This window comes from Bacillus sp. 0209A (assembly GCF_036765095.1).
GTDB classification, from domain to species: domain Bacteria; phylum Bacillota; class Bacilli; order Bacillales; family Bacillaceae; genus Bacillus; species Bacillus subtilis_G.
The window spans coordinates 1,035,093-1,048,338 of record NZ_JBAIZV010000002.1; the positions used below are offsets into that span (position 1 = coordinate 1,035,093).

The window sequence follows — 13,246 nt, forward strand, 5'->3', positions numbered from 1 at the left end:
TGTCACCGTATTCTGCGGAAGTCGGCTCCAATGTCGTCCTTCCTAGACTTCAAGGATTTTGTCAACAATCTGAACCATTTCTAGTGAAAAGGTTTTTTGTTTGCAATCTTTTCCCAACTTTCTGCCTAAAGAATTGAAAAATATTAGAAGTCAAAGTAAAATTCTAAAAGGTAGATTCTTTTACATTCGTAATCTTTTAACTCGAAGGAAGGTATTCATGGCCCGTAAAAAACTGAAAAAACGCAGACTCTTGATTACACTATTTTTCATTGTATCGATTCCGTTAGCCTTTTTTGTTTTAGCCACAACTTTATCAAAGCCGATTGAAACATCCAAAGAACCCGAAGAAATTGATGAACAGCAAGTATTTATTGACAGCCTGTCCGGGCATGCACAAATTCTGTATGAGAAATATCATGTCCTCCCCAGCATCACGATCGCTCAGGCCATTCTCGAATCTGACTGGGGGAACAGCGAGCTTGCTGCTCAGGCCAATAACCTTTTTGGTGTAAAAGGAAATTATAAAGGCCATCACGTCACGATGGAAACGGATGAATTTGAAAAAGGGGAAAGAAAAACCATTCGCGCAAAGTTTCGCAAATACAGCACGTTTTTTGAATCTATGGATGACCATGCCCAATTGTTTGTCCGCGGCACATCATGGAATAAAAAGAAGTATAAACCGGTGCTTGATGCTGGGGATTATAAGGAAGCGGCAACCGCCTTGCAAACAGCAGGATATGCTACAGATCCTGATTACGCTGACAAACTCAGCGCTATTGTGGAAAAATATGATTTAGATGCGTACGATGAGGTCAATCCATCCTTGAAATCTGTGGATTTCATCGGCTCCATTAAAGACAGTGCCGTTCAAGACGTATGGTCCAAGCCTTCTACTGATGAGCAGTCCATAAGACTTACCTCTGCCCAATCTTACATCGGAAAGGACATAAAGGTAGTATCTAAAAAGCAGAAGGGCCAGTCCGTATGGTACCAATTTCAAATCAATGATAAGCTCATCGGCTGGATTGACGATTCAGCTGTTGAAATAAAGGAAGCAACCTAAGCTGTTTTTACTGGTATTTTTATTTCTATGTTCCATTCAGGGGAATTTGAGGTATAATATTCCACGGAAGTTATCACTTATTGACTATGTTTTCAGGAGGAACAAAGATGCAGAAATATAGACGGAGAAACACGGTTGCTTTTACAGTATTAGCTTATTTCACTTTTTTTGCGGGAGTATTTTTGTTTAGTGTCGGACTCTATAATGCTGATAATCTGGAACTCAATGAAAAAGGCTATTATATTGCCGTTATGATACTTGTAGCGGTCGGTGCGATTCTTACACAAAAAGTGACCCGTGATAACGCAGAAGATAACGAAATCATCGCGGAGCAGGAAAAAAGACATAATCAATCTCATATCGAATCATAAAAAAAATCCGGCGCCTGCACGCCGGATTTTTTGCTATCACCCCGTAAACACCTCACCATCAGGATAACGAATATTTGATTTCTCTGTTTTCGCGAATGAAAACACGAACGTCAGAGGACCAATTCTTCCGATGAACATGATGACAATAATGATACATTTTCCCGCTTCTGTGAGTTCGGGAGTCAATCCCATTGATAGACCGACAGTACCGAATGCAGAAAAGGTTTCAAACACAATTTGAATAAACGGAGCCTGTTCTGTAATCGTTAGGGCGAAAATCCCTAAAAACACAATGAACAAGCCGGTGACGCTGACAGCTAGAGCTTTTATGATAATCGGGTATTTGATGGAGCGGCGGAAAATAACCGTTTCTTTTTTTCCTCGCAGATAAGCGATAACAGACATTAAAATCACGATGAACGTGGTCAGTTTAATACCGCTCGCTGTTGAAGCGCTGCCTGCTCCGATAAACATCAATAATAACGTAAATACAATCGTTCCTTCTCTCATACTCCCAATATCGAGGGAATTGAAGCCTGCGGTTCTCGGCGTTACAGCCTGAAAATAGGAAGCCCACAGTTTATCTCCTATATGCAGGTGGCCGAGCGTGCCGGGGTTGCTATACTCTAAAGTGAAAATCACCAGCATAGCAACTGCATTCAGAATCAATGTACCTGTAAGCATGAGCTTCGTATGTAAGGAAAAGGCTTTAAATCGCCGGTTTTTCATGATGTCAAACAGAACTGTAAATCCGATCCCTCCTGTAATAAACAAGCAAGTAATTACTATGTTAATTGTAGGATCTCCAACGAAGCTCATCAAGTTATCCGGCCACAACGAAAACCCGGCATTGTTAAAAGCAGATATTGCATGAAACAGACTGGCAAACAAGCCGAATGCCCAGCCATACTGGGGCACAAACCGGATGGATAAGATAAGAGCTGCTATCAGCTCAATACTGATCGAAAACAGGAACAGAACCTTGACAAGACCTACGACACCGCCGATTGTCGGCTGGTTTAAGGCTTCCTGAACCAGCATTCGTTCTTTTAATCCGATTTTCTTTCCTAATATCATGACGATCAAAACAGCAAAAGTCATAAATCCAAGCCCGCCGATCTGAATCAGGGCCATGATGACAGTTTGCCCGAAAAGTGTAAATTCTGTACCGGTATCGACAACTGCAAGCCCTGTTACAGTTGTCGCGGAAGCTGCAGTAAAAAGGGCATCGATCCATGACAATGGCTTCGCTGCAGAAATCGGGAGCTTTAACAGCACAGCCCCGCTGATAATGGTCAGAAAAAAACCAATTGCAAGCACTTGAGGTGGTGTAAAACGAACCCATTTGATTACTTTATCCTTTTGAAGTGTCACCTTTGTCTACATCCCTTCGTTTTCAAAACGTCTAATATCCTTTTTGTGCCCCATGATCACCAGGCAATCTTGTTCGTGAATGATGTCTCCAGGTGCTGGAGAAAGCCGGATATCTCCATGGTGTTTAATGGCAAGGATTGTACAGCCGTACTTCGCTCTTACATTCAGATCAGTAATTGATTTTGAATCAAGCTTGCGTGTTGCCAGCAGCTCGACAATACTGTACTCATCAGATAAATCAATGTAATTTAAAACGTTCTCATCAGAAAGGCTTTGTGCGATCTTGACGCCCATGTCCTTTTCAGGGTGAATGATACGGTCAGCGCCGATTTTTTCAAGCACCTTATGGTGATAATGGTTTTGAGCTTTGACCCAAATATTCGGGATGTCAAATTCCTTTAATAATAAGGTGGTCAGGGTACTTGCTTGAATATTCGCTCCGATCGCAACAACCACATATTCAAAATTGCGTATTCCTAACGATAGCAATTCGTTTTCTTCGGTGGCGTTGGCAATCACCGCATGAGTTGCGTAAGAAGCGTATGCATTTACCTTTTCTTCGTTGATATCAATTGCAAGGACCTCATGCCCCATTCTGTGCAGCTCTTTGCAAATGCTTCCGCCAAACCGGCCCAGCCCAATCACGGCAAATTGCTTATTTTTTATTTTTCCCAATGTTCATAACTCCCTTAGTAAAATTAACGTTTTTGAAGCAAAAAAGACCATCTCGAAGAATGGCCGTTAATAGACCTCCTCTCTGGATACGCCTACGAGGTTAGCTGTCGGATTAGGGATTCAGAGTACCCCCTCTTACTAAGTAAGATTCACCCCTAGGCTGTGAATAAAACAGCCAATCGTTGGTTCCCCCGTTCGTGTTTGATTAAGCGGTAAAAGAGACTTCTATGAAATTGAACACTCAAGAATTTACTCCTGTTTCTAGAGTTTGTCAATTTAAATTTTTATCAAGAAAAAAGATAATTGGAAATAGAGGGTAAAGGGGAGGTCAAAACACAAAAAAAAGACCGGCGTTAACCGGTCTTTATGTTTAGTTGCAGCCGCATGGCTGAGTCGGAGGAGTGCTGCGCTTAGCAACGTCAATACTGGCTTCTGCATAAAATTTATTTCCGATGCTCAATGATTTATTCTCCGCACGGAAAGTATATGTACCAGCGGCAGGAAGAGTTTTGTTATTCAGTTTTAATTTGAATTCGCCAGCTCCTAACAAATCAAGTGCCAGAGGAATTCTAACTGTTTTCCCGTTATTAAGGATCTGTGTTTCACGCAACGCACGCCCGTTCATTGTGTCTTTTGTATTTGCAGTAAATCCGCTTGGCAATGTAAATTCCATAACGCCAAGGCTGAGAAGCGTATTTGGACGGTATGTCAATTCGATATCGGAGAAAGACCATTCCGTTTTGCTGGTCCCTGTGATTGTTGCAAATAATGAAGCTGTTGACTGTGTTCTCATAGTAGACTCAGTATGAGCGGAAGTTGATTTAGATTCAGCCGCGAAAGAAGCTGTAGGTGCAGAAACGAGTAAACCGAGACTTAATGCACCAATTGCCAAAGAAGATAATAATTTACGTTTCATAATAAAATTCCCCCTTAAAAGTTATAAAATATACAGGCCTGCCCGCTTTTCACCTCCACTGAATGGCCAAATACAAATTTTACCTACATAAAATTAACATCAAATATTTTGGAAGTAAATGGGGTGTTTTTCCCGTATTTTTCAAATTTGTAGTAATTACATACAAACGAACAGAAAAACGCCCGGTTTCCCAGGCGTTTTCTTCTTTACTTTCTTTCGATTGGTATAAACTTAAAAATTTCCCCGCTCTGCACCGATTCAGCAAGCCGTTTCAGCCAATCATAGTAGGCTCTAGAGCTTTCCAGCTGCTCGTAAAGCTGCAGCGCTTCATTTTTGAGGTCTTCATTGAGGCCTTCCTTGTTTAAAACCTCTTGTAAATCAGCCTGGGCTTCCTCAATCGCTGCTACATTTACTTGAACTTCCCGCTCCCATTTAGGCGGAAAGAAATTCGTGAAAAATTTGAAAAAATCTTTTTCAGCTACAAATGTATGCTTGCGGATGCCCCGGTGAAAAGTTTTTTTCACCACATTTAAGTCCTGAAGTTTTTTGACACCTGTGCTCATGCTTGGCTTGCTCATTTGCAATTCCTCACGCATTTCGTCAAGCGTCATCTCATCCCGCATATACATCGTCCCATATAAAATCCCGACACTGCGGGTAATTCCGTAAAGATCCATCGTTTCAGCAATGGAGTCGATAACAAGATCCCGAGCCTGTTCTATAACTGCAAATTCTGGATTTTCATCCATACTGACCCTCTTTTCCTTTAGAGAATTAAATTCGTTAAGTTATTTCTTTATGTTCTTTATCTTAACGAAACATAAAGAAAAGTCAAAAAGAAAAATCAAAATGGGGCTTTGACAGTTTAAAAACCATATGTTAGATTAAGGTTGTTAAAAACATTAAATTTTTATTTAACAAACTTTATTTACGTCAAGGAGGCTTATATGAGTCAAACATTATACATTGACGGTGAATGGATCAGCGCCGAAAAAGAGCAGATCCGCAACATTATCAACCCATTTAATCAAGAAGAAATTGCAACCGTAAGCGAGGGAGGGCGAGAGGACGCCATCAAGGCGATCGAAGCCGCGCGAAGAGCCTTTGACAAAGGAGAATGGTCATCTCTATCCGGGCTTGAACGCGGGAAAATTGTTCTGAAAATTGCGGAATTAATTAGACGTGATCTTGATGAGCTGGCTGAACTTGAATCTCTTGATACAGGAAAAACACTCGAAGAAAGTAAGGCCGATATGGACGATATCGCCAATGTATTTCAATATTACGCCGGATTGGCAGACAAAGATGGCGGAGAGATCATTTCTTCTCCGATCCCTGATTCAGAGAGCAAAATCATCAGAGAGCCAATCGGGGTTTGCGGCCAGATTACTCCATGGAATTATCCGCTCCTGCAAGCGAGCTGGAAAATCGCGCCTGCACTGGCTGCAGGAAATACGATCGTCATGAAGCCGAGTGAGATCACGCCGCTAACGACAATCAAAGTGTTCAAGCTGATGGAAGAAGCGGGTGTTCCAAAAGGTGTCGCAAATCTCGTCCTTGGACCGGGAGCAACAGTGGGCGACGAGCTTGCCGCAAACAAAGACGTCGATTTGGTTTCGTTTACAGGGGGAATCGAAACAGGCAAAAAAATCATGCGGGCGGCAAGCGGAAACGTCAAAAAAATCGCACTTGAATTGGGCGGGAAAAATCCAAATATCGTTTTCAAGGACGCAGATTTAGAAGTTGCGGTCGATCAGGCATTAAACGCTGTATTTTTCCATGCCGGCCAAGTATGCTCCGCCGGTTCCCGCTTGCTTGTTGAAGATGCTATTTACGATCAATTTTTAGCAGAGCTTGTCAAACGGGCAAAACGCATAAAACTCGGAAATGGTTTTGACGCAGAGACACAAAGCGGTCCGCTTATTTCTGCAGAGCATAGGGCAAAGGTAGAAAAATATGTAGAGATCGGAATAGAAGAAGGCGCGAAGCTCGAGACAGGCGGCAAACGTCCGGAAGACCCTGCGCTGCAAAACGGCTTTTTCTATGAACCTACTATTTTCTCAAACTGTAAATCGGATATGAGAATAGTTCAGGAAGAGGTATTCGGTCCTGTATTGACCGTCGAAACCTTCAGCTCGGAAGATGAGGTAATCGCGCTTGCGAATGATACCATCTATGGCTTGGCCGGAGCGGTATGGTCTAAAGATATTGAAAAGTGTGAACGCGTAGCAGCCCGTTTGAGAATGGGAACGGTTTGGATTAACGATTTCCATCCGTATTTTGCGCAGGCGCCATGGGGCGGCTATAAGCAGTCCGGATTCGGACGCGAGCTTGGAAAAATAGGCCTTGAAGAATATACAGAAGTCAAACATGTGTATCGCAATACAAAACCGGCAGCGGTTAATTGGTTCAATTCATAAGAGGGAGAGATTATAATGACATTAAATATGAAAGTAGAAAGCATGCACAAATTCCACACATTTGAAATTCCGACTGTGATTAAGCACGGAATCGGAGCCGTCAAGCATACGGGAGAAGAAATAGCTGCGCTGGGCGTTTCGAAAGCACTCCTTGTCACAGACCCTGGGATTTATAAAGCCGGCGTCGTTGACCCTGTAATCGAATCACTAAAAGGAGCGGGCATTGAAGTTGTGCTCTTTAATAAAGTAGAGCCAAACCCGCCTGTCCGTCTTGTGAATGAAGGGTCTGAGCTATACAAAAAAGAGAACTGTAATGGTTTAGTGGCAGTCGGAGGCGGAAGCTCCATGGACACAGCGAAAGCAATTGGAGTAGAAGCAACACACGAAGGAAGCGTACTTGATTATGAAGCGGCAGATGGAAAAAAACCGCTGGAAAACCGGATCCCTCCGCTGACAACAATTCCAACAACAGCCGGAACAGGTTCAGAAGTAACTCAATGGGCTGTTATCACGGATGAAGAAAGAGAATTCAAGTTCAACACGGGCGGTCCGCTGATCGCAGCGCACCTGACCATTATTGATCCTGAGCTTCATATTTCAATGCCTCCGCATGTAACAGCCATGACGGGAATTGATGCGCTTGCTCATGCCATTGAGTGCTATACAATGAAATTTGCTCAGCCAATCACGGATGCAGTTGCCTTAATGGCGATTGAATATGCCGCTCATTACATTAAAAGAGCATTTGCTGACGGAGAGGATCTGGAAGCAAGATACGGAATGGCGCAGGCTGCGATGCTTGCAGGTCTTTCTTACGGCAGTGAATCAGCGGGCGCGGCTCATGCGATGAGCCAAACGCTTGGCGGCATTATTCCAGTCGCTCACGGTCAATGTGTGGCTGCGATGATGGGTCCTGTCATGGAATACAACTGGAAGGGCTATCCTGAGAAATTTGCACGTATTGCAAAAGCGTTCGGTATTGATACTAGCAATATGACAACAGAAGAAGCTGCGAAAGCATCTGTCAATTGGATGTATGACCTGGTCGGAGACTTAGAAGTACCGACTTTAGAAGAGCAGGGAGTATCGCCTGATATGATCGAACGCTTGTCAAAAGAAGCAATGAAAGATCCGCAAACCTACGGAAACCCTAGAGACTTAAATGAAAAAGCATACAATTGGATCTACAAGCGCTGTTTTAACCTTACACCTAAAACTGTATAATCAGATGTCCCGCTCCTTTACAGAGCGGGATTTTTTTGGATAATGAAACATAAATGGACATGTTAAAGAAGAAGGAAGGTGCCGAATGATGTGGAAGCGTATGACTGCAAAAACAGAAGGCTTGTATATCGCAGATACAGAAAGTTTCGTAACAAAGCGAATGGACAAGCTCGATATTGATTATGGCGGCATCCCCGGTGACTTGCATTTTGGACTGACCAAAAAAGCGGGAGCCAGAGAACCAATGTTTTCAAGGGGGACCGAAATTTTCAACCGCAGACAAATTTCAATTGTTTCAATAGAGGAATGTGATGAGTTGGCTTTAAAAATGGGAGTGTCGAGTATTTTGCCGGAATGGCTCGGGGCGAATATCGCAGTCAGCGGAATACACGATTTCACTTCATTAAAAGAAGGGAGCCGGCTCATTTTTCCAAGCGGTGCCGCTTTGCTATGTGAGGGAGAAAATGATCCGTGTATCCAGCCGGGTGAAGTCATTCAGTCTTATTATCCGGACAAGCCGAAGCTGGCGCCGGCTTTCGTCCGCCACGCATTGGGCATAAGAGGAATTGTCTGTATTGTGGAGAGACCGGGCGCTGTTTACGCAGGCGATGAAATCGAAGTTTATTCCTATCATAGAAAAGTCAAACGAAAAGCAGAAAGGGTCTGAATAATCAGGCCCTTCCCACTTTTTCTTTAATTTCTTTAATCTGGCTGAGATGCCGTTTTTCGTGGTGACCGATAAAATCGATCCACTGTCTGACAGTCAGCTCCTGAAACACAGGATGCGGAAGCACTCTCTCAAAATCTTCTTCTTTTAGCGAGGCAATTGCAGCTGTCAGCTGTTCTCTCACCACGTCAAGCTCGCGTTTCATTTGGCTGCCTGAAATAAAATCATGCTCAGGCTCTAGGTGACTCGGAGCTTTCCGCTTATTGTTTCTGTCCTGTGCAACCTCAAGCGTTTTTTCTTCAACTTCTTTAACAGGAGCTTCCTTTACACGCTCCTTCAGCATTTGTTGTGCGGCCATATCGATTTTTTTCAAATGATCAAGAACTTCCCTTATACTCCATTCTTCAGCAGAAGGCTTTTGATTCAGCTTTTCATCAGAAAGTCTTTTTACTTCGTTCCACGTCTCTAATCTGGCTTCATTAAAGATACTCATCATATCTCCTCCTAAAATGACATTACCATATATATAAGCAATTATCATTTATAAAGCACTTCGAAACGGGTGTTTTATCTAAAAATTTCGAAACCTTTTTTCGTTATGTCTCGTATAAATGGTAACGGCAGCCGTTCACCAATGCATTGATGAAGAAAGGATGAGGAATTTGGAGTTGTTTGGCGTACCTATACAAACGATTTATCTTTATACGCTTATTATTGCGGGCAGTCTTACGCTATTATTTTTATTTTTCGGAGATGTATTTGCAGGACTGTCAGAAGGCATTCCGTTTCTTAATCCAACATTGGTGCTCGCGTTTTTCACATGTTTTTCAGCAGGCGGGTATATAGGCGAGCTCATATTGCCCCTGTCCAGCCTGTTGACCGCTCTTTTCTCTTGCATCCTTTCGCTCATTCTGGTGATATTGCTTCACATTTTTGTTCTGGTACCATTATCATCCGCAGAGGAATCATTGGCTTATAAAGAAGATGATCTAAGAGGGAGAATCGGTAAAGTGATTACAGCTGTTCCTGTTGACGGGTTTGGTGAAGTGGTCATTGAAGGGATAGGCGGCACCATCTCGAAGTCAGCGGTCAGCTTTGAGAATCAGCAGATCAGTTACGGAACAACGGTTTTGGTCGTAGATATCGACAACGGAGTTCTTTCGGTTACTCCGCATGAATCTATTTAAAACAAGGAGGAATGTGAAATGACTATGCCGATCATTATTGTCATCGGAGTTGTATTCTTTTTATTAATTGCACTGTTAGCCGTTTTTATCACAAAGTATCGTACGGCAGGGCCTGACGAAGCGTTAATCGTAACGGGGAGCTATCTTGGTAATAAAAATGTTCATGTCGATGAAGGGGGCAACCGTCTTAAAATCGTTCGCGGCGGAGGAACCTTTGTCCTTCCCGTCTTCCAGCAGGCAGAGCCGCTAAGCCTATTATCAAGCAAACTTGATGTTTCGACACCTGAAGTCTATACAGAACAAGGAGTACCTGTAATGGCTGATGGAACTGCGATTATTAAAATAGGCGGTTCTATAGGGGAAATCGCTACAGCGGCCGAACAATTTTTAGGAAAATCAAAAGATGACCGGGAGCAGGAAGCGCGTGAGGTTTTAGAAGGCCATCTTCGTTCCATTCTCGGCTCAATGACAGTCGAAGAAATTTATAAAAACAGAGAAAAATTCTCTCAAGAGGTGCAGCGTGTCGCTTCACAGGATCTCGCAAAAATGGGGCTTGTGATTGTCTCCTTTACCATTAAAGATGTACGTGATAAAAACGGTTATCTTGAATCATTAGGGAAACCGAGAATTGCTCAAGTAAAACGTGATGCTGATATCGCAACAGCAGAGGCTGATAAAGAAACCCGGATTAAGCGGGCGGAAGCCGATAAAGATGCGAAAAAATCAGAACTTGAACGGGCGACGGAAATCGCTGAAGCTGAAAAAACCAATCAGCTCAAAATGGCTGAATACCGCAGAGAACAAGATACGGCAAAAGCGAATGCCGATCAGGCATATGATTTAGAGACTGCCAGAGCGCGCAAGCAAGTCACAGAGCAGGAAATGCAGGTTAAAATTATCGAACGCCAAAAACAAATAGAACTAGAAGAAAAAGAAATTCTTCGCCGTGAACGCCAATACGACTCAGAGGTAAAGAAAAAAGCAGATGCAGACCGTTATTCTGTCGAGCAGTCCGCAGCAGCTGAGAAAGCCAAGCAGCTCGCGGAAGCCGATGCCAAGAAGTATAGTATAGAAGCAATGGCGAAGGCAGAGGCGGAAAAAGTCAGAATTGACGGACTTGCAAAAGCAGAAGCTGAAAAAGCGAAAGGGGAAACAGAAGCTGAGGTTATCCGTCTAAAAGGTCTTGCAGAAGCGGAAGCAAAAGAGAAAATTGCCGCTGCCTTTGAACAGTACGGCCAGGCTGCGATTTTCGATATGATTGTAAAAATGCTTCCGGAATACGCGAAACAAGCAGCGGCACCTCTTTCAAATATTGATAAAATCACTGTTGTTGATACAGGGGGAAGCGGTGAATCAAGCGGCGCCAACAAAGTAACCAGCTATGCGACAAACTTAATGTCAAGCCTTCAAGAAAGCTTAAAAGCATCATCGGGAATTGACGTGAAAGAAATGATTGAGAACTTTTCAGGAAAAGGAAACGTAAAACAAAGCATAAACGAATTAACAAATGAAATAAAAGAAGCAAAAGAAGTCCAAACACGAGAAGAATGACTAAGGAAAGGATAGAACCAGATGGTAACTGTACGAGAAGCAAAGTTAGAAGATATAAAGGACATTGCAAAAGTGCATGTCGACAGTTGGAGGACAACATATCGCGGAATTGTCCCGGCTGAATACTTAAACAGTCTGAACTACAAGGAATTTGAAGACAAATGGAAAAGCCGTTCGTTAAAGGGGTTATTTGTGGCTCAGGATGAAAAAGATTCAATATTCGGCTTTGCTTCATTTGGTCCTATTCGCTCTGAACAAGAAGGCTATGACAGCGAGCTATATGCTATTTACCTTTTAGAAAAGTATCAGCGGCAAGGTGCAGGCAGGGCACTCTTAGCAAAAGGAGCAGAGTTTTTGCTTCATCAGGGCTTTTCGAGCATGTTTGTTTGGGTAATTGAGCAAAACCCCTCGATTACATTTTATCAGTCCTATTCGCCTGAAAGAGAAGCGGAGGACAGCTTTGAAATTGCCGGAGAAAGACTGAAAGAAATTGGTTTTGGCTGGCCGGATCTTTCTGCTTTGAAAACGATTCTTAACAGGTAAAAAAACAACCCCCAGCGGATTCCGCTGGGGGTTGTCACGTTAAGCTTTGTCAGTTTTGAGCAAACGCGGTGCTGTCATAAATAACAAACAAAGGACAATTGTACAAATGATGAATGAAGGAACCATATAAGTTGCATTATAAGTTAAAGAATAAATCCATACCGGCGTTCCTTTTGGAGCATAGCTGCCGAAAAACACAGCCCCTGAAACGACATGCGCGGCATAGCGCAGGAAACTGCCGATAAAAACTGCGCTGACAACTGAAACAATCAATTTCCCTTTTGTTTTTGCTGCAGCTGCTTTGCGGACAGTATAAGCGAAACAGCCGCTTATTCCAATTGCTGTGAACGCGATAATATAATCTAGGAAAAGCTGTATAGGATGTTGTGCGAATAAGTTTCCGATCGCTATCTGAACTAGACCTGTCAGCAGACCGGTAGTAAGGCCTGCTTTAACACCCCACCGAAACGAAATCAAAAAGATCGGTATCATCATGATGGAGACCGAGCCACCTTGAGGCATTCTAAGAAACATTCCTGAGACGATGTCTAAAATAACAGCAGCCGCAGTCATAATTGCAATTTCTATAAGGCGAACCAGTTGCTTAGATTGATTCATAAAAATCCCCTTCCATCGATAGACAACCCAAAAGGACAACAAAAAAGCAGCACGCGGAAGGATGAGAAAAGTTCCACGCACTGCTTTACGATCTGCAATTCATTTGACTTTGCCACATCCCTACGCCAGCGTTAACTAACAGGTTCAAAGGGTCAGAACGAAACCGCTCACTCTCAGCTTTAATGCTCCCCTTGTGGTCATCAATATTTAATTCGTTTCTACTATACAAGAAAAAGAAAAAAACAACAAGATCATTCTACTGATGTAGATGTTCTTTTAATATAGTTATATGATAAATACACGATAGATGACATGAGGAGGATTATAGTTTATTTATTTTATAGAATTTTTTTCGTCAAAACTATTGCAATAAATAAATACAGATGTTATATTATTAAACGTCGCTGATGAACAGCGGACAAAACAAGAAGCTTCAAAACAATTTAAAAAAAGTTGTTGACAATAAAGAAGTGAAATGTTATATTGGTAAAGTTGCTTCGTTGAGAGGCAATGGATGATCTTTGAAAACTAAACAAGACAAAACGTACCTGTTAATTCATTTTTATAAATCGCACAGCGATGTGCGTAGTCAGGGGCCTGCACGATGCAGGTCATGCAGATGTTGTCACAGGAA

The 13,246-nt window shown here is 42.7% G+C and carries 14 protein-coding genes and 2 riboswitches; of the genes, 8 read left to right on the forward strand and 6 right to left on the reverse strand.

From position 1 onward, the window contains the following. Nucleotides 1-217: 217 nt before the first annotated feature. Nucleotides 218-1,066, forward strand: a complete 849-nt coding sequence (locus V6D44_RS10415) for a glucosaminidase domain-containing protein (RefSeq protein ID WP_148963916.1) — start codon at nt 218-220, stop codon at nt 1,064-1,066. Between the two features lie 107 nt (nt 1,067-1,173). Further along, nucleotides 1,174-1,437, forward strand: a complete 264-nt coding sequence (locus tag V6D44_RS10420) for a YiaA/YiaB family inner membrane protein (RefSeq protein ID WP_087993356.1) — start codon at nt 1,174-1,176, stop codon at nt 1,435-1,437. A gap of 36 nt (nt 1,438-1,473) precedes the next feature. Here V6D44_RS10420 and V6D44_RS10425 read toward each other — a convergent pair whose 3' ends face one another. From V6D44_RS10425 to cudC, 4 genes are all read right to left on the reverse strand, one after another. Then, a complete protein-coding gene (locus V6D44_RS10425; protein ID WP_202328217.1) occupies nt 1,474-2,811 on the reverse strand; it encodes a TrkH family potassium uptake protein in 1,338 nt (445 codons plus the stop codon). Between the two features lie 6 nt (nt 2,812-2,817). After that, nucleotides 2,818-3,486, reverse strand: a complete 669-nt coding sequence (gene ktrA, locus V6D44_RS10430) for a potassium uptake protein KtrA (protein ID WP_253268515.1) — start codon at nt 3,484-3,486, stop codon at nt 2,818-2,820. 73 nt (nt 3,487-3,559) lie between these two features. Beyond that, a riboswitch (cyclic di-AMP (ydaO/yuaA leader) is annotated at nt 3,560-3,708 on the reverse strand. Between the two features lie 148 nt (nt 3,709-3,856). Further along, nucleotides 3,857-4,402, reverse strand: a complete 546-nt coding sequence (gene bslA, locus V6D44_RS10435; RefSeq protein WP_087993353.1) for a biofilm surface layer hydrophobin BslA — start codon at nt 4,400-4,402, stop codon at nt 3,857-3,859. Nucleotides 4,403-4,608: 206 nt separating this feature from the next. Continuing rightward, a complete protein-coding gene (gene cudC / locus V6D44_RS10440; protein WP_087993352.1) occupies nt 4,609-5,151 on the reverse strand; it encodes a choline uptake/conversion transcriptional regulator CudC in 543 nt (180 codons plus the stop codon). A gap of 198 nt (nt 5,152-5,349) precedes the next feature. On the opposite strand from cudC, the gene betB reads away from it, so the two are divergent. The 3 genes from betB to V6D44_RS10455 all read left to right on the forward strand — a co-directional run bounded on the left by betB (nt 5,350) and on the right by V6D44_RS10455 (nt 8,713). Beyond that, nucleotides 5,350-6,822 carry a betaine-aldehyde dehydrogenase gene (betB, locus tag V6D44_RS10445; RefSeq protein WP_087993351.1) on the forward strand — a complete coding sequence of 491 codons (1,473 nt, stop codon included), beginning with the start codon at nt 5,350-5,352 and terminating at the stop codon, nt 6,820-6,822. A gap of 15 nt (nt 6,823-6,837) precedes the next feature. Continuing rightward, nucleotides 6,838-8,046: a choline dehydrogenase gene (gbsB, locus tag V6D44_RS10450; RefSeq protein ID WP_202328220.1), complete on the forward strand. Its 1,209-nt coding sequence runs from the start codon at nt 6,838-6,840 to the stop codon at nt 8,044-8,046. 88 nt (nt 8,047-8,134) lie between these two features. Beyond that, nucleotides 8,135-8,713, forward strand: coding sequence for an MOSC domain-containing protein (locus V6D44_RS10455; RefSeq protein WP_202328243.1), 579 nt, complete (start codon nt 8,135-8,137; stop codon nt 8,711-8,713). Nucleotides 8,714-8,717: 4 nt separating this feature from the next. Here the strand turns inward: V6D44_RS10455 and V6D44_RS10460 are convergent, their stop codons facing one another. Beyond that, nucleotides 8,718-9,206: a DinB family protein gene (locus tag V6D44_RS10460; protein WP_333516491.1), complete on the reverse strand. Its 489-nt coding sequence runs from the start codon at nt 9,204-9,206 to the stop codon at nt 8,718-8,720. A gap of 169 nt (nt 9,207-9,375) precedes the next feature. Here V6D44_RS10460 and V6D44_RS10465 point away from each other — a divergent pair, with 169 nt between their 5' ends. The 3 genes from V6D44_RS10465 to V6D44_RS10475 are packed head-to-tail and all read left to right on the forward strand — an operon-like array spanning nt 9,376 to nt 11,994. Further along, a complete protein-coding gene (locus V6D44_RS10465; RefSeq protein ID WP_087993348.1) occupies nt 9,376-9,900 on the forward strand; it encodes an NfeD family protein in 525 nt (174 codons plus the stop codon). An 18-nt stretch (nt 9,901-9,918) separates the two neighbouring features. After that, a complete protein-coding gene (gene floT, locus V6D44_RS10470; protein ID WP_289347951.1) occupies nt 9,919-11,451 on the forward strand; it encodes a flotillin lipid rafts scaffold protein FloT in 1,533 nt (510 codons plus the stop codon). A gap of 21 nt (nt 11,452-11,472) precedes the next feature. After that, entirely contained in the window at nt 11,473-11,994 is a 522-nt protein-coding gene (locus V6D44_RS10475; RefSeq protein ID WP_333516475.1) for a GNAT family N-acetyltransferase, read from the forward strand. Between the two features lie 39 nt (nt 11,995-12,033). Here the strand turns inward: V6D44_RS10475 and thiT are convergent, their stop codons facing one another. Then, entirely contained in the window at nt 12,034-12,612 is a 579-nt protein-coding gene (gene thiT, locus V6D44_RS10480) for an energy-coupled thiamine transporter ThiT (protein ID WP_289347949.1), read from the reverse strand. Between the two features lie 100 nt (nt 12,613-12,712). Beyond that, nucleotides 12,713-12,814, reverse strand: a riboswitch (TPP riboswitch). Between the last annotated feature and the right edge of the window lie 432 nt (nt 12,815-13,246).